This window comes from Streptomyces sp. NPDC006265, assembly GCF_040613555.1.
Classification (GTDB): domain Bacteria; phylum Actinomycetota; class Actinomycetes; order Streptomycetales; family Streptomycetaceae; genus Streptomyces.
Genome location: NZ_JBEXSH010000006.1, coordinates 25,167 through 40,584, shown reverse-complemented (window position 1 = coordinate 40,584; position 15,418 = coordinate 25,167). Strand labels below are relative to the sequence as shown.

At 68.3% G+C, this 15,418-nt stretch carries 11 protein-coding genes; 4 read left to right on the top strand and 7 right to left on the bottom strand.

The window, feature by feature from the left end:
• Positions 1-435 precede the first annotated feature (435 nt).
• The 3 genes from ABZ281_RS01525 to ABZ281_RS01515 all read left to right on the top strand — a co-directional run bounded on the left by ABZ281_RS01525 (position 436) and on the right by ABZ281_RS01515 (position 5,005).
• Positions 436-1,656 carry a hypothetical protein gene (locus tag ABZ281_RS01525; protein WP_356650956.1) on the top strand — a complete coding sequence of 407 codons (1,221 nt, stop codon included), beginning with the start codon at positions 436-438 and terminating at the stop codon, positions 1,654-1,656.
• The gene (locus tag ABZ281_RS01520) at positions 1,653-4,319 is read left to right on the top strand and encodes a Helicase associated domain protein (RefSeq protein WP_356650954.1); all 2,667 of its coding nucleotides are present in this window, start codon (positions 1,653-1,655) and stop codon (positions 4,317-4,319) included. Before ABZ281_RS01525 ends, ABZ281_RS01520 begins: the two co-directional genes overlap by 4 nt.
• A gap of 68 nt (positions 4,320-4,387) precedes the next feature.
• Positions 4,388-5,005, top strand: a complete 618-nt coding sequence (locus ABZ281_RS01515; protein WP_215209591.1) for a hypothetical protein — start codon at positions 4,388-4,390, stop codon at positions 5,003-5,005.
• Between the two features lie 72 nt (positions 5,006-5,077).
• Here ABZ281_RS01515 and ABZ281_RS01510 read toward each other — a convergent pair whose 3' ends face one another.
• From ABZ281_RS01510 to ABZ281_RS01480, 7 genes are all read right to left on the bottom strand, one after another.
• Positions 5,078-6,403 carry a hypothetical protein gene (locus ABZ281_RS01510; RefSeq protein ID WP_356650952.1) on the bottom strand — a complete coding sequence of 442 codons (1,326 nt, stop codon included), beginning with the start codon at positions 6,401-6,403 and terminating at the stop codon, positions 5,078-5,080.
• Positions 6,404-6,593: 190 nt separating this feature from the next.
• Entirely contained in the window at positions 6,594-7,529 is a 936-nt protein-coding gene (locus tag ABZ281_RS01505; protein ID WP_356650950.1) for a hypothetical protein, read from the bottom strand.
• 39 nt (positions 7,530-7,568) lie between these two features.
• The gene (locus ABZ281_RS01500) at positions 7,569-8,453 is read right to left on the bottom strand and encodes a PIN domain-containing protein (RefSeq protein ID WP_215209382.1); all 885 of its coding nucleotides are present in this window, start codon (positions 8,451-8,453) and stop codon (positions 7,569-7,571) included.
• Between the two features lie 243 nt (positions 8,454-8,696).
• Positions 8,697-9,122 carry a hypothetical protein gene (locus tag ABZ281_RS01495; protein WP_215209381.1) on the bottom strand — a complete coding sequence of 142 codons (426 nt, stop codon included), beginning with the start codon at positions 9,120-9,122 and terminating at the stop codon, positions 8,697-8,699.
• Positions 9,119-11,344 carry a hypothetical protein gene (locus ABZ281_RS01490; protein WP_356650947.1) on the bottom strand — a complete coding sequence of 742 codons (2,226 nt, stop codon included), beginning with the start codon at positions 11,342-11,344 and terminating at the stop codon, positions 9,119-9,121. Before ABZ281_RS01490 ends, ABZ281_RS01495 begins: the two co-directional genes overlap by 4 nt.
• A 447-nt stretch (positions 11,345-11,791) precedes the next feature.
• Positions 11,792-12,349 (bottom strand): XRE family transcriptional regulator, encoded by a 558-nt coding sequence (locus ABZ281_RS01485; RefSeq protein WP_215209379.1) that lies wholly within the window; start codon positions 12,347-12,349, stop codon positions 11,792-11,794.
• Positions 12,350-12,355: 6 nt separating this feature from the next.
• Positions 12,356-14,581 carry a helix-turn-helix domain-containing protein gene (locus tag ABZ281_RS01480; protein WP_356650945.1) on the bottom strand — a complete coding sequence of 742 codons (2,226 nt, stop codon included), beginning with the start codon at positions 14,579-14,581 and terminating at the stop codon, positions 12,356-12,358.
• A 338-nt stretch (positions 14,582-14,919) separates the two neighbouring features.
• On the opposite strand from ABZ281_RS01480, the gene ABZ281_RS01475 reads away from it, so the two are divergent.
• Positions 14,920-15,405, top strand: coding sequence for an XRE family transcriptional regulator (locus tag ABZ281_RS01475; protein ID WP_308309805.1), 486 nt, complete (start codon positions 14,920-14,922; stop codon positions 15,403-15,405).
• Positions 15,406-15,418 lie beyond the last annotated feature (13 nt).

The window sequence follows — 15,418 nt, the reverse complement described above, 5'->3', positions numbered from 1 at the left end:
CCCTCCGCTGCGCTCCAGGATCCGGTGGGGCCGGCCGCGTTGCGGCGCGGCGGGCGCGCGGTGCGCGCCTCGGGCTGAGGAGGTTTCAGGTGCGACTGGTTGGGTCTCCAGTATGGGAGTTGGGGAGTCCTTCGGACTCTGGGGCGGGTCCGCTGCGCTCCCCCGCCTGACGGTCCTTCGACTGCGCCTCCAGAGCCTTGGGGCCCGCTGGCGCGGGCGGGGCTGGTTACGGGGGTGGGGGTCGCTCGTTCGTGTCGGGTTCTAGTATAGCGCGTGCATCAGGTTGATGCAGCATGTACCGTTGGCGGAAATACGAGACACCCCCCAACCAACCGGGGCGAGGCTTCAAGCCGGGGAGACAACTTGAATTCGCTAAGTGTCGAAATGCGCCTCAAGGCGCGGGAGGAAATCCAACGTGAGGTTACCGGATTGACGGTGGGGCAGATCCACGAGCGGTATGTGGCTGCGGGTGGCCTGGAAAGCCGTGAGGGCCAACCGGGCCCGCTCAGCACAGAGGACCGGCTGACGGCGGTCCGTCGGAACGAGCTGCGGCGCATCTGGACCTTGATGGGCGGCACGAGCTGGGATGTCTACTCCCGCGAGGACGACGCTCAGGCCGACCGCTGGCACCAGTCCCTGCGGGAGCGTCAGGAAGGGGCGAGCGGTGGGGCGGTGGAGTCCGACTCCGGGCTGATCCGCTATCGGATCGTGGCGCAGCGGGCCGACCCTGCACACCCCGGGGCCTCAACCGTGACGAACTACACCTACGCGCATTCCGTTGAGGAGGCCGTGACGAAGGTACGCCACGCGAAGGAGAAGCCGGGCGGCCTGTACGGGGACCAGGGCCTGTACCGCGTGGTGGAGGCCGTCGAGGAAAGCCCGCAGAGCGAGGCCCGCCAACTACAGGGCGCCCGCGGGCGGTTCCTCACTGCGGTCATGGACGCCGCTGTTGCCGCCCTGCATGACGATCCGGCATCTGCGCGCCCGGAGCTGGTCGACGTCCTGTCCGAGTTCTTCTTCGACACCGTCTTCACTCGCGCCATCGTCTCCCCCGACAGCGAAGCCGACGGCAGCTCTCACCTGCACGATAGGGACGGCGCGGTCCTGTCCCGCCTGCTCCTGACTCACCTCGCCCACCACGGCCTGGACCTGGTGGAGGCGAGCACCCGCGCCGACGACCAGCACACGGACGTAGGCCGGCCTTCCGTTCGTGGCTCGGAGACCGGGGAGGAGAGCGAGGCGCCGGCGGAGCTTGTCGAGCGCGTCCTCGCCGTGTGCGAGCAGCACTACGCGGCCGTGACCGGCACCAGCTCCGGCCAGTGGGACCAGGAGTCGTCCCGGGAGCTCGTGGACATCGCCCTGCGGACCGTGCATCTGGCGGACCGCCAGGCGTACCCGCAGGCGCTGGAGGAGTACCTGGTCGCGAACCGGGCCCGGCTGGAGCAGCTGTGGCGCGTCTACGGACCCGCTGGCGTCTTCCCGCCGGGTGTCTACCACCTGGTCGAACTGCCCGGATCGTTCGTGCTCTGTGAGCGGCTCAAGACCGCCCCGATGTGGCTCGAAGCGATCTGGGCCAGGGAATGCGACTCGGAAACCCCCCTCGAAAGGCTTCGGGAAGCCTGGCTGTACGGCACTAACAAGGACGGCGGGCGATGAGCAGGATTCCTCTCAAGAAACACCAGATCGACCAGAAGTCGAGTTTCCGTAAGTGGATCGGATTCCCTGCAAGGTCATCCGTGCCCCCCGAGGGTGCCCGTGGCACGATCGTGTCAGCGACCGGCTCCGGCAAAACGATCATGGCTGCCGCGAGCGCCCTGGAGTGCTTCCCCGAAGGCCGGATCCTCGTGACCGTGCCGACCCTGGACCTGCTCGTGCAGACCGCCCAGGCGTGGCGGGCCGTCGGTCACCTCTCCCCCATGGTCGCGGTGTGCTCGCTGGAGAACGACCCGGTGCTGAACGCGCTGGGGGTGCGCACCACCACCAACCCGATCCAGCTCGCCCTGTGGGCCGCCCGCGGGCCGGTCATCGTGTTCGCCACGTACGCCTCTCTCGTGGACCGCGAGGACTTCGAGGACCCTTCGGGCCAGGGCAGCGTTCGCGGGCCGCTGGAGGCCGCTCTGGCGGGCGGAGACCGGCTCTACGGGCAGCGCATGGACGGTTTTTCGCTCGCCATCGTCGATGAGGCGCACGGAACCGCCGGTGATCTTGGGAGGCCGTGGGCCGCGATCCACGACAACGCGCGGATCCCCGCCGACTTCCGGCTCTACCTGACCGCGACCCCGCGCATCCTGGCTTCGCCCCGGCCGCAGCGCGGGAAGGACGGCCAGGAGTTGGAGATCGCATCGATGGGCCAGGACTCGCAGACCTACGGGCCGTGGCTGGCCGAACTCGGGCTGAGCGAGGCGATCGAGCGGGAGATCCTCGCCCCGTTCGAGATCGACGTCCTCGAGATCCGCGACCCCTCCCCCGTCCTCGGGCTGTCGGAGGAGGCACTGCGGGGCCGGCGCCTCGCGCTGCTGCAGACCGCCCTCCTGGAACACGCCGCCGCGTACAACCTGCGTACGGTCATGACGTTCCACCAGAAGGTGGAAGAGGCCGCGGCGTTCGCGGAGGCTCTACCGAAGACCGCTGCCGAGCTGTACGTCACCGAGACCGATGACGAGACCATGGTCAAGGCGGAGAAGTCGTTGCCCGCGTCGTCGATCGACGCGGAGTTCTACGGCCTGGAGGCCGGCCGCCACGTACCCCCGGACCGGGTGTGGGCGGCATGGCTGTGCGGCGACCACACCGTCGCCGAACGACGCGAGAAGATCCGCCAGTTCGCCAACGGCATCGACGCCAACAACCGGCGCGTACACAGGGCGTTCCTCGCGAGCGTTCGCGTTCTCGGGGAGGGCGTGGACATCACGGGCGAGCGTGGGGTGGAGGCGATCTGCTTCGCGGACACCCGCGGCTCGCAGGTGGAGATCGTGCAGAACATCGGACGCGCGCTGAGGTTGAACTGTGACGGCTCCACCAAGGTGGCCAGGATCATCGTGCCGATCTTCCTGGAGCCGAACGAGGACCCGAACAACATGGTCGCCAGCGCCAGTTTTCGCCCCCTTGTAGCCGTTTTGCAAGGGCTCCGCAGTCATGATGAACGACTCGTTGAGCAGCTCGCCTCCCGCGCCCTCACCAGCGGCAAGCGCAAGGTCCACGTCCAGCGCGACGAAAACGGCCAGATCATCGGCGCCGACGGCGCAGGTGACGGCGAGGACCAGGAGCACGACGACACCCAGGCCGCCGCCGAATCCGCTCTGCTCCACTTCAGCACTCCCCGGGACACCGCCACGATCGCCGCATTCCTGCGCACCCGCGTCTACCGGCCGGACAGCCTCGTCTGGCTGGAGGGCTACCAGGCCCTGCTCCGCTGGCGGGCCGAGCACGAGATCACCGGCCTCTACGCCGTTCCCTACGACACAGAGACCCCAGTCGGGGTCACGAAAGATTTTCCCCTTGGGCGCTGGGTCCACCAGCAGCGGAAGGCGCTGCGGGCCGGGGAGCTCGAGGAGCGGCGCAAGGAGCTGCTGGACGCCGAAGAGGCCGGGATGGTGTGGGAGCCGGGCGAGGAGGCGTGGGAGAACAAGCTCGCCGCGCTGCGCTCGTTCCACCGGGCCACCGGGCACCTCGCCCCCCGCCAGGACCAGGTGTGGGGAGAGGGCGAGGCGATGGTGCCCGTCGGGCAGCATGCGGCCAATCTCCGCCGCAAGGGCGGCCTCGGGAAGGACCCCGAGCGTGCGACGGTGCGGGCGGCACAGCTGGCGGCGATCGACCCGGACTGGGACTGTCCGTGGCCGCTCGACTGGCAGCGCCACTATCGCGTCCTCGCGGACCTGGTCGACGCCGACGGCGTCCTGCCGGCGATTCAGCCGGGTGTCCTGTTCGAGGGCGACGACCTGGGCAAGTGGCTCGCGCGGCAACGCGAGGCGAGCACCTGGGCGCAGTTGTCCACCGAGCAGCAGGAACGCCTCTCCCAGCTGGGCGTCACACCGCTTGAGGCTCCGTCTCCCGCCCCGGCGGCCACGCGTGCGACGAAGGGCCCGAGCAAGGCACAGCAGGCGTTCCAGCGGGGCGTACAGGCCCTCGCGCAATGGGTGGAACGGGAAGGCGCAGACCGTCCGGTGCCGCGCGGGGCCAGCGAAGAGATCGCGGTCGACGGCGAGGCGGAGCCGGTGACCGTGAAGCTGGGCGTATGGGTCTCGAACACCCGTGCCAGGCGGGACAAGCTCAGCTCAAAGCAGTTGGACGCTCTGCGGGATCTAGGTATCGAGTGGGCGTAGTGCCCTGGACGGGCGGTGCTCCCTCGTTACGGGCACCGTGTTCTGCCCGCTCACTTACGATCCACAGCATGAATGACGGTCCCGCTTACCTGTCGGTGAAGGTCAATTTCGACAACAGCGACTACGACAATGTGTGTGACACCTTCGGCGGTGGCTTCGAGCGTCTCCCTGCCTGGCGGGCGCTGGGAGACCTGCTCGCTCACCGGCCGGGATGGCATTTCGACGTCGTCAACCGCGGCGAAGCCCTGTGGTGTCTCGGTGTCCTGGGCGAATGCCGCCTGGCCATCCACGTGAGGGAAGACCTGCGCTTCCACTGCTACGACCACGACAAGGACTCGGACACCATCGCGGCGGACTCGACCGAGGTGGAATCCTGGCTCCAAGGCCGGGAGGAGACCGCCCAACAGCCGAGTGACACCCTCCTGGAGATGGCGAGCTCGAACTCCTGGGACTTGCTGAAGCGCTACACGTTCCGGCTCCGGGTGAGCTGGTCGGACGGCTATTACGCCGCGTCCGTCGCCGCCCTTGCAGAGGCAAGCTTCGGACCTACCATCCCCGAGGCCGTCAACGGCGCCGCAGAGATGATCTGTCACCTCTTCAAAGCGCCAGCGGAACTCGCGTCGGCCCTGACGCTGGCCGCCGAGCTCGATGAGACCGCGGTACGGCACATGCGAACCGAACGCTGACTTCCTGTCGCAGCGTCGCCGGGACGACCGTCTCGGGGACGGTCGAGGCATCCGTCGACGTACGGAAGACCGTCAGGCCCACACCTTGTGTTCCTCAGTGAAGTACGGCCAGGGCTGGCAGCGGCTTTCAGTCTTCTCCAGCAGCCGGTCGATGCCCTCTGCCCAGGTCTGCAGGTCGGTGAGCTCCAGCAGCAAGCGCTCGATCTCGGCACACGCCACTTGCAGCCGACGGCCGTGCCCGTTGATCTCCAAGAGGGACTGCGACGATTCGATCTCGGCGCCTTCGGGCAGGACCCACCGGACGTCCAGCCCAGCCCTTCGGAGTTCTTCGACGAAGTTGTCGGAGGACAGCGTCACGGTGAAGACGAGCACATCGGCGATGAGTCCGGCGCACTGCGCGGGCTGCAGCGGATAGATGCCCCACGGCGCGGTGAGGTAGTTGCGGGCAGCGCTGTCCCCGCTGCCGTAGCAGACGCGCTGTCCGGTCAGCCGGGTGCGGCGCAGCAGCGCTGCGTACTGCGCTTCAAACTGTCGTGTGGCTTCCAGGGACCCCCATTTGTTGCCAGCGGCGGAAATGTCGAGGGCGAGCAGGCCGCGCTGTCCAGGCACCCGCATCGTTTTCAGCCCGTCGCGGTGGGCGTGGGCGAAAGCGTCAGCGAGAGCAGAGAGGTGGGTGGCGTAAGGCACGCCCGTGTCGATGAGTCGGGCATTCTCATGCCCAGGGAGCGGACCACCCTCGTGGAGCGCTTCGGCTGCCATCCGGGTGCGATGGAATTGCGCTCCCTCCCGCCGGTTCGGGTTGGTCTTCAACTCGTACAGCAGGATGTCCTGCTCGTCGTTCTGGTCGGGCTTGCCGAAAACGGTGACGTCGCCAATGCGCAGGCAGTCGGTGAGGTCGTGCAGCATCGCGAACTGCCGATGCTCATTCCACTGCTGGTCCGCGAACTGGATCTCGTGGACAGTGCCGTCCTTGCTGAGGGTCATCGGCCCCGGTGACTCGTTGCGACGCAGGGCGAGTATGTGGCGGCGGTCGTAGTGGAAGGCCCGCCAGGCCATGGCATCACCGATCGAGCGCAGTTGTCGGCCTACGCGCTCCAAGACGTCCAGTTCCAGCCGCCAGTCGTCCAGGTCGTGTGGATCGCCGATCACGAGATCCGGGGCATCAGGCGGAAGCTTCTGCCCTCTCCTAAGCCTCTTGATCACCCGTGATCGCTCCGCCCGCGCGTCGTTCGCGGCAAGGGTGGCGTGCAGCAAGTCCTGCTGGAACGCTACATAGTCCTCCGGGGTCCGGCATTCGCGCAGATCGCGAATGAACGCGATCAGCCGCTCACCCGTCTCGCGGTGGAAGGGGTGCTTGATCAGCACGTCCAGACGGTCGGACGGCATGTCGGTCAGCATCGGAGGCACGTGGACATTCTCTTCGTTCGCTGGTTCCCTCTTCCACCGAATTGCCCGGACCGCCGACATCGATCGTCAACAGGCGTCGGCATCCGGCTCGTCGGCGACCAGCGGCAAGTTCGGCCGGGACCACCACGGCGTCCCCAAGGGCCACGCAGTCGAGGTCCGGTGGCGTGGCCGCGCGTTCTGCTCAGCCTCCCGCCGGCAGTTCCGGGAGTACGACCCCGAGGTAAGTGGCGAGAACGCTGCTCAGTGCTCCGCTGACGACCGGCGAGGCCAGGATGGCCACCGCCTGGGTACGCCACCGCTGGAGGCGGCTCGGATCAGGGTTGGTGCTGGTGGCTTCCTCTTCGATGCGCGTCGCCAGCTGAGTCACCTCAGCAGCATCGTCTTCGGGCAGGCCCAGAATGGGTACGGCTTGGCGGAGTGCGCGGGCGGCCATGACGACCTGGGCGAGGTCGACGCCACTGTGCGTGGTCGCGTTCAGTGTGAAGTCGCGGCTGTTCGCGGCGATGTTGCCGGTGTTCTGCCCGATGTGGAACGTGGTGTTCCCGCCGGTGTTGCGGCGTTCGTACGCGCCGATGTCGCCCTGGTAGTTGTCCACGCAGTCTTCTCCTTCGGCGGTGATCTCGGCTTGCACGGGCCCGTCTGAGCTCGCGTTCCGGTCTCCTTTGATCAGACCCTTAGCGCTGAGATAGGCGGAGGCCCGGTCGATGTCCCTGTCGGTGAGGCGTTCGCCCTCGAAGAGGGACAGCGGGTCGTGCAGCACGTCCGCGACAGCAGGCAGCAGGATGTCGTCGTGTTTGCGGTGCCACAGCCAGACCAGCAGGCCCTTGCGTGCGGCGGCGGCCCGCGCGGCCGGGTCGGCGCGCCGGCGCCTGCGCTCCTCCATCCACTCAAGGCCGCGCGGGGTCAGGTTGGCTTCGGGGCCGTCGTGGGTCGTGTGACGGTCGTCCAGGAGCCGTTGGCCCTTGCAGAACTGCAGGAGTTGGTACGTCTGGTTCTCGGTGAGGCTGTGCGACTGCCCGAACTCGGTGATCGGCACCCCGCCCAGTGGATCAGCTCTCGTGCGGTCGTAGACCCATTCCACGAGCGGTTCGTGCAGGGCGGAGAAGTCGGCGGACACAGGGTGCTCCCTTGCTCGGTACGACGGGCTTGCTGATGCTCATGGCTTTTCGATGAAGGGCAGTCCGACGGCGGCGAGTTTTGTCTGCAGATTGATGTCCCTGGTGGCCACATAGACGGCAGAGCCAGGGTGTCGGGACTGCAGCAGCAGGGTGGAGGCCACAAAGCGGTCGTCGGGCACATCGAGGTCGAGCCAGTTCGGCAACCCGTCGCCCTTGGGTTCGATGTGCTCGAAGATGGCGTGCACATCGCCAGCCACTCGTACGCCGCGCAGGACGTCGCCGTTGGTTCGCAGCCCTTTCAAGCGGCGGTCGGCCTTCTTCGCCGCATCGCGGATGTCGGGGTTGCGACCGGCGAGCTTGTGCTCATCCAGCTCCCGTAGAACAACGGGCAGCAGGTGGACCATGTACCGATTCCCGAGCAGCGGCGTGTAGATCGCCACGTCGGGGTCATCGAGGAGCATGTTCGTGTCGACCGCTACACGCACCGCCCAGGCGTCATCCGGCAGGAGCTCGCCCAGCTTCCGGAGCGTGGCCACGGCCGCCTTGACCTTGTCGACGGCCTTGTCAATGCTGGCCGGCACGGTGGTGTCCCGGGGGCGTACAAGCCAGCGCTGCAGGAGGGCAAGAGTCCCGTCGAGGCGCTTGGTGACCTCCGGCGTCGGATGCGGGAACAGCAGCCGGAACAACGGTTCCCATTCCCGTACGCGCCCCAGCAGTTCCATCCTTCGCGTCTCGAGCTCGGGGCCGCTGGGTACCCAGCCCCACTTCGCGGCACCGGCATACAAGATGCCTCTGGATGGGCGGTTCGGGTCGACGTTCCGGATCTGCGAGTCCGCAAGGACCTCCAGGAAATCCGCTTCGATCAGGTCCAGATCTGACCGAAGGCGTTCCAGGTACGTCGGCGGGGCTTGTGTGGCGGCCATCTGCCGATGATGCCGCACACCTCTGACAACCCATTCCCGTTCCGCCCGGGACCTCTTTACTACTTCCCCCCACGAGCCCACCGCTGTGTCGCGGGCTACCACGGGGCTCGCCAATGCACACGGTCGGGACGCCCCGAACTCCCGGCTGCGTCTGCATCACGCCCACGGCCGGGAGTTCGGTGTGCACCGAGCACCAGGTAAGACGCCCCACAGCATCACTGGGGGCGTCTTACCGCACACGCGTCAGGAGGTGAGTGCGAACCAGTCGTTGGCAGGCGGCCACCTCCGCGGCCGCATCACATCCCGGATCCGCAGGACGTCGGCGCACCGGCCCTCGATCGCGTCCACGGCCTCCGGCGGCGTGTGATCGGTGAGCCGCAGGACGCGGATCCGGGCGAATGCCCTGCGTTTCGCCGGGTTGTTGTCGTGCCTGTCCAGCCGTCCGAGCAGGCCGTCCGCACGGTTGGCCTGCCCCAGCCAGCGGAGACGGTGCTCCGTGTCTGAGATCAGGTAGATCGCGGTGGTGATGTCCAGTTCCTCGTACCGCCACCGCTCGGCCCAACGCACGGGCCGGAAGAGAACCTCGTCGAGGTACCGGCCGGCTGCTCGGGGCAGTGCGCCCAGGCGGCCGTCGGTCAGGACCGGGCCGGTCGGCAAGGCGCCACTCACAGGGCGTCACCCTCCTCCGTGAACTCTTCCTCGAACTCCGCCAGGTCGTCGTCCTCGTCGGAGTCGCTGGCCTCCGTGAGGAACTTCTCCGACGCGGACTCCTCGATGGTCGGGTTGCCGTACTGCATGTCGATGATGGCCGACTTCAGCATGCCCACGTCGGAGTGCACCACGGACAGAGCGCGGAGAAGAGCGGCGATTTCCTGCTCCACGGCTCCGTGCAGAGGCCGCTGACCGGCCTCCTGAGCGTCGGACAGAAGGGAACGCGCTGTTTTGAGCACCTCGACCAGGGCCGTGGGCAGATCGCCGGTGACGGCGTCGTAGAAGCGGCCACGGGTGTCGTTGAAGATCTCCAGGGGAGTGGGGTCTGGAGGCTGCGGGGTCGTCCCATCGGTGCTGCTGCCCCGGAGCGTGAACGTCGGCGGGCGCTTGGTCTGGGCCTTCGGGAAGACCGTGTCGAACCAGGACTTGTCCGCCTTGGTGTCTTCGATGGGAAGGCCTTCGGGGTCCACCTGCCGGGGTGTCGTGTTCTTGGCCGTTGCCCTGGCGAGCTCGTTCATCAGCCCGATCGTCCGGCGGGGCTGGCTAAGCATGGCCTTGCGGGCGTTGATCGTGCTCCGGCGGATCTTCTTGTCGGCGACGGTTTCGCCGTCCTCGAGCTCCCCGCTGCCGCTCTGTGCGCCGATCGACCCACGGTCCGCCTCGATGATCTTGCACTCGGCGAGCCAGTGAATGCCGCGGGTCGTCAGGAAGCGGTCAAGCGCGTCGAGGTCGAGCGGCTGATCGGCGGTACTGACGGCGCCGATCACCTTGTCCCACGCGGGTTCCTCGGCGAGGTGCCCCCGGAACTTGATGAAGGTGCTGCTCAGCAGGCCGTCCAGGACACGAGGATTCCAGCGGAAGCTGTATCCCTCACCGATCACCGAGGAGACCATGCGCAGGCGGTGCCAGACGTGGTCCTTGCTCGTGGCGTAGCGGGCCGGCTCGCCCAGCACCCGGCGCAGGGCCCTGGCCCGGGCGGGGTCCTTGGGGAAGACGACGGCGTACAGGGCGCGGTCGCGCCGGTCGCGGGCAGTGACGATGCCTTCGCCGGGACGGTGCTCGGGATCGGGGCCCTCCCCGGCGAGCCAGGCACGCTCCTCCTCGCTGATCCATCCGCGCTGCTTCGCATCCCGCAGAACGGCACGCAGGTCGGAGGCCGCCTTCTCGACCAGGGTGTAGCCCAGGGGCGGGCGCCGGTGGTCGGCCCGATTCGGGTCGAAGACGACGTTGTGGAAGTCCTCCGGGGCGGAGGTCCCCACGATGATCTGCATCCTGACCGTGGCGACCATGGCGGCCTGCTTCGCCTGGCCATGGAGGGAGTGCCGCTCGTCGTCGAAGGCGACGCGCAGCCTCTCCGCGAACGCCGGCACCCACACCGCGGGGTCGGCCACCTTCGCGGGAACGCCGTCGACACCGTCGAGTCCGAGGAGACCGCGATCGATGCCGAAGATGATGTCCTTCGGCACCAGGCCGTGAAGCGCGAGGCGGGCCCGGCTCCGGTTCGCGCCCTTGACGGCGGTCGCGTCGAGAACCCGGCGCACCTGGGCAGTGATGCCACCGTCCAGTTCCTTGACCGGTTCCCGGACCTGACGCAGCAGCAGGGCGTGCAGGGTGGTCTCGTTCTGCCCGTAGACCTGCATGTCGTCGATTAGCTTGTAGCCGCGGTCCCCATCAGCCTGGTCGAGGGCATCGGTCATGGTGCCGATCAGCCCGCTCAGCGTCTGGCTGTCCACCGGGGCCGCGGTCGTCAGGAATGCCGCTGGCAGCGCGCCCTCGTGTCGGCCGGTGACCAGACGCGGAAGCATGCGGGCCGGGTCAGAGTTGTGGCGCGCGGGAGAGTGGAAGAAGCGGCGGATGCGCTCGTTGTACTCGCCGGGAGTGCCGGCGAACCCATGGACGGTGACCTCCATGATGTCGAGGCCGGTGCTCGGGTCGCGGTTGATCACTCCGGGCTTGATCCGGTACTCGGCACCGTCTTCGCCGCGCTGCCTGAGGAGGTAGTCCTTGGGGTGGACGATGTAGGGGGCGAGACCGTCGGTGATTTCCAGAGGGAGCCCGGTGGTCTCGTGCAGCGCGACGGAGAAGGTGCGCGTCCACGTGACCTTGTCGGCGCCCGGGAATGGATTGCTCTGGGGGTGGTCCTCGTCGGACTCGTAGTCCTCGATGATGTCAGGATTCATGGCTGCCTCCCGAGATGGGGGTACGCGGCTGCCTGGGCCGGCTGGTCCGGGCAGAGCACGAAGGCGCCCGGACACCCGCACTTTCTCGGGGGTCATCAGTCTCAGCTGCCGCACGCATACGCGATATGAGCGCTGAACCCGTCCGCTCGTCGGCCCTCTGCCGCGACGCGGTGGTCATTCACGATCCGAAGATCGTGTCGCGATCCGGGGATCGCGTGACCAGACGGTCATTGCGGGCGCCCCCGACCCGGATGGGCCACTGGGGGTTCAGGAAGACTCACGGCATGGAGCCGAATGCTGTCGTCCAGAGTACCGGGGGCCACCGACAACGCCGCCCTCTTTCGGTGACGCCGCTTTGTGAAGGCGCCGTAACTACTGCAGCAAGTCGCCGCTGCGTGAGCAAGCTACAGGCCGAAGGCCCGGGGCTCGCCTCGTCACGGCCGTTCTCTACAGGTCGAACTCGAGGTGTTCAATGCCGGTGAGGCGGACCTCCTCCAGCTGGCCTGCGCGGCGGCCGCTGTCCTGGAAGTACACCTCCTTGAGGGCTTCGGCGGCGATCTGCTGGAGCTGCTGGTCGGTGGCGCCCTGCTCCTGGGCGTCGAAGAGGCGGGCGGCGTACTGGGGAGGCAGCGCGACCGTCAGGTGCCGCAGCCGGTCTTCGTCCGTCGTCCCGATCGGCGCGGTGTAGCCGATCCGGGCGCGGGTGTCGATGACGATGCCGCCGGTGGTCGCCGCCTTCTGCCGCGCCTGGGCGCGGATCTGCGGCTGCCACCGCTTCTTCACCTCCCGCTCCAGGCGGGCTGCGAGGTCCGGGCGGGGCTTCTTGATCTGGTCCTTCACGTACCGCTCGACCGTGCGCTGCGAGATCCGCAGCATCTGGGCGACCGCCTTGGTGCCCTTGAGCTGCCTGACCAGGTACCGCATCTGCGCGGGCGCGCTCTTGGGCACCGGGCGGGTGAACGCCTTCTGCACCGCGGCGTCCAGGCCGTCCCCGAACATGCTCATCGCCGTCTACTCCCCGGTGTCCTGAGCGGTAACGGTGCCGTCCTTGATGTACCGGGCGAGGTTGAGCTCCGGAGCGTTGAACTGCTCGCGCACCCCCTCGCCCCACAGCACGCTCTGGGTGCCCTCGTGCTTCACCAGCCCGGGGTTCACGCCGAGCTTGAAGCCGCCCGGCAGCGGCTTGCCGTCCCGGTAGGGCAGGAAGTCCAGCGGTGACGGCCCGTCGGAGGCGTAGACGGCGCAGTCCGAGAGGACCGCGACCGGGTACTGCCCGGTGAAGGCGGCGTGCTTGACGATCTTTCGGTGCATGTTGATCCGTGTGCGGGAGATGACGGCGGCGCGGATGTCCGGGCGCCAGGTGGGCCGAGCAAGGGCCCGCCACGGCTGCCCGGGCTTCCAGCCCTCCCCGCGCGGGCGCTCGCGCAGCTTGCCGATGCCGCCCTTCACGGTCGCCTTGATCGCGGACACCACGATCGCCAGCTGAGGGTCACGCTGCCGGTAGCCGTCCATCGCCTTCAGGAACTCCTCCGGCGACAGGTCGGCGCCCACCCCAAGATCGGCCATCGTGGCGAGGTACGCGTCGCGCAGCCGGTTGTACCAGCCGTCCAGGTAGCGGCCGTTGTCATGGCGGACGTACGCCTCGACCGGCGTGACGTCGTAGCCGAGCTCGACCGCGTACGCGACGGTGGGCGTGGCGTACCACGCCGGGCCCTCGGGCCTTTCACCCTTCGGTGTGAACGGGCTGGGCAGTAGCGAGCCGTCCAGGTCCACCCACGTGTCCTTGGCGACCTTCACCCTCGACAGGTCGATATGGGACAGATCGACCAGCCACGCGCCGGGCAGTTTCGCGTCGAAGACGGGGGTCTTGACGTGCGTCGGCGCGCCCAGGCCGACCGTGAGGCCGTTCGCGCCGGCGGCGAAGGCCATGTTCACGTCGATGCCCACCAGGTGTGGGCGAAGGCATTCGGCGTCAGTGAGCGGGCGCGCCCAGTCGTACGCCTCCTCCACCAGCACCTCTGCCGGAGTGCGGTGGTGGAAACGCGGCAGGTCTGCGAGCAGCGGGTGACCGTCGGGGGCCTCGCACGGTGCGCAGTCCACCAGGTCCTTGCCCAGCGAGCCGGGGTTGTGCTCGGAGTGACGCTTCCCCGTCTCATCGGGTTCGGAGGCGCGGGTCGGCGGGTGCAGGGCGGTCATCAGCTCCAGGCCTGTGACGGCAGTGGAGCCGCGCGGCGTCATCACCCGGGACGCATATGTGCCCAGCAGCCGGGCCAGGTCCGCCGGTGGCAGCTGCCCCGTGTTGGCCCAGTGCCGGGAGTCGAGCGCGTCCCACGACGGAATGCACAACTGCACGCACGCCCGCTCCGAACCCTGCGCGGGGCGGTAGATCCTCGCCCACGGCCCGAACCCGCGCTTCGTCAGCTTCCATTCCGCGCGGGCCAGTTGCTTGATGACCTTGTGGCCCTCCGGGATCCGCCCGGCCAGGCGCTCCTCTTGTGTGAGCGTGACCGGCAGACCGTAATGCTCCAGCGCAGCCTCCGTGAGTACAAGCAGCGGATCGCCGTCCTTGCCCGGCCCGGACAACTTCGGCTGACCGAGCCGCCCCTCGCTCAGCGTCCACTCCGCCAAGGCCGCAATCGACTTCGCCGGTACGTCCAGGACCAAGCCGCCGATGCAGTAGGCCAGCACCTGACCATCTGCGTCGACGTCGACGACCGCGAGCGGCCCGTTCTCGAACCGTGCATCGACACCACCGGCTGGGCTGCCGACGGGGGCGGCGTTACGCGCGGGCGGCCGCCGCGACGTCGGCCTGGTCGTGGCCACCGGATGCGGCACAGCGGCGGGGCGCAACGCGGTGTCCTCGGAAACAGGCTCCGGGATCCGGTCTGCGGTTAGTTTGGTGCGGGCTTTGGCCGGTTCAGCGACCGATGGCGCAGGAACGGCCGGGACGGCAGGCGTCTTGGGGACCGCCGTGTCCTGAGAGGGCACCGGGGCGTTGGCGGGGTAGAGCTGGGCGAGCTGCTTGAGCATGCGGGCGTAGGCATCGCGCTCCGGCGGCCTCGGCTCGGTCTTGCCGGCCTCCCAGCCGCTGACCGTCGCGCGCCGCACCTGCAGTGCGGCGGCCACCTCGTCCAGCGTCAGACCGTGCGCCTGGCGCAGCCGTTTGCGTTCCGCCGGGGGCGGCAACGGGGAGCGGGACGAGACCAGCGCGTCAACCGCGTCGAACAGCTCGGACATACAGAACCTCCTGCCCCAGACCCTAGCGTGAAGCGCACCTTTCGCGTACCAAACACGTACGGATAGCGTAAATGGCGGTTGAGAGTTCTCGGTTGCTTCGGGAACTGCATTCTCGGGCTTGGGTTGCTGCTGGCTCTTTAGCCGAGGGCCTTCGGTGGTGTCTTGGCTATGCCTGAACTGGCCGGGGAGAGCGGCTTGGTGTGAGAGATCTGGGAGCAGACGGCCGCCGTGCACCAGCCATCGCGGGGGCAGAACGCTCGGGGGCGGGCATGGGTGAGATCGTCAAAGGGCTCGAGCGGGCGTTGCTGACCCGTCCCGTGCCTACGAGGGATGCCGCTGTGCGTTTCCTGCTCAGGGCGGAGAAGGGCTCCACGAAGAACGTGGCTGTCCTCCTGGGGATCTCCCAGCGCACGGTACAGAGGTGGGTCACCACCCGGCCGGGAATGCGCCGCCGTCCCAGTGCTGTGCATGCAGGGCTGATCGATGAGGCCGTCAGGGCACGGTGGCAGCCCCTGGTGCGCGCCCGCCGACGGGCCCGGGCCGAGGCCGACGGGTTTGTCTTCCACACCAGGGCGCGGTTCGGTTTCGCCGCTCCGGCAGGCTCGTCGGACGATCCGCGGGTACGGCTGATCACTCAGTACCTGTCGGGAGAAGTGGCCCGCGAGCTGTTCGCTGCCCGGGACGCCGGCGGGGGTGAGCAGCAGCAGATGGTGATCCTCGCCCGCGCTTTGGGGCATGCCTACTTCCGGGACGGCGGCCTGCGCGCTCACGGTCTCGGGATCGCCTTCACCGACGTGGAGTTCGCCGATTTTTCCATCGACTGACCGTGCACGCGGG

Bases quoted from the DNA above. Each gene is read 5' to 3' on its own strand.
- ABZ281_RS01515 (WP_215209591.1), top strand. From the start codon at position 4,388: ATGAATGACGGTCCCGCTTACCTGTCGGTGAAGGTCAATTTCGACAAC.
- ABZ281_RS01480 (WP_356650945.1), bottom strand. From the start codon at position 14,581: ATGTCCGAGCTGTTCGACGCGGTTGACGCGCTGGTCTCGTCCCGCTCC.
- ABZ281_RS01490 (WP_356650947.1), bottom strand. From the start codon at position 11,344: ATGAATCCTGACATCATCGAGGACTACGAGTCCGACGAGGACCACCCC.
- ABZ281_RS01520 (WP_356650954.1), top strand. From the start codon at position 1,653: ATGAGCAGGATTCCTCTCAAGAAACACCAGATCGACCAGAAGTCGAGT.
- ABZ281_RS01500 (WP_215209382.1), bottom strand. From the start codon at position 8,453: ATGGCCGCCACACAAGCCCCGCCGACGTACCTGGAACGCCTTCGGTCA.
- ABZ281_RS01485 (WP_215209379.1), bottom strand. From the start codon at position 12,349: ATGAGCATGTTCGGGGACGGCCTGGACGCCGCGGTGCAGAAGGCGTTC.
- ABZ281_RS01510 (WP_356650952.1), bottom strand. From the start codon at position 6,403: ATGCTGACCGACATGCCGTCCGACCGTCTGGACGTGCTGATCAAGCAC.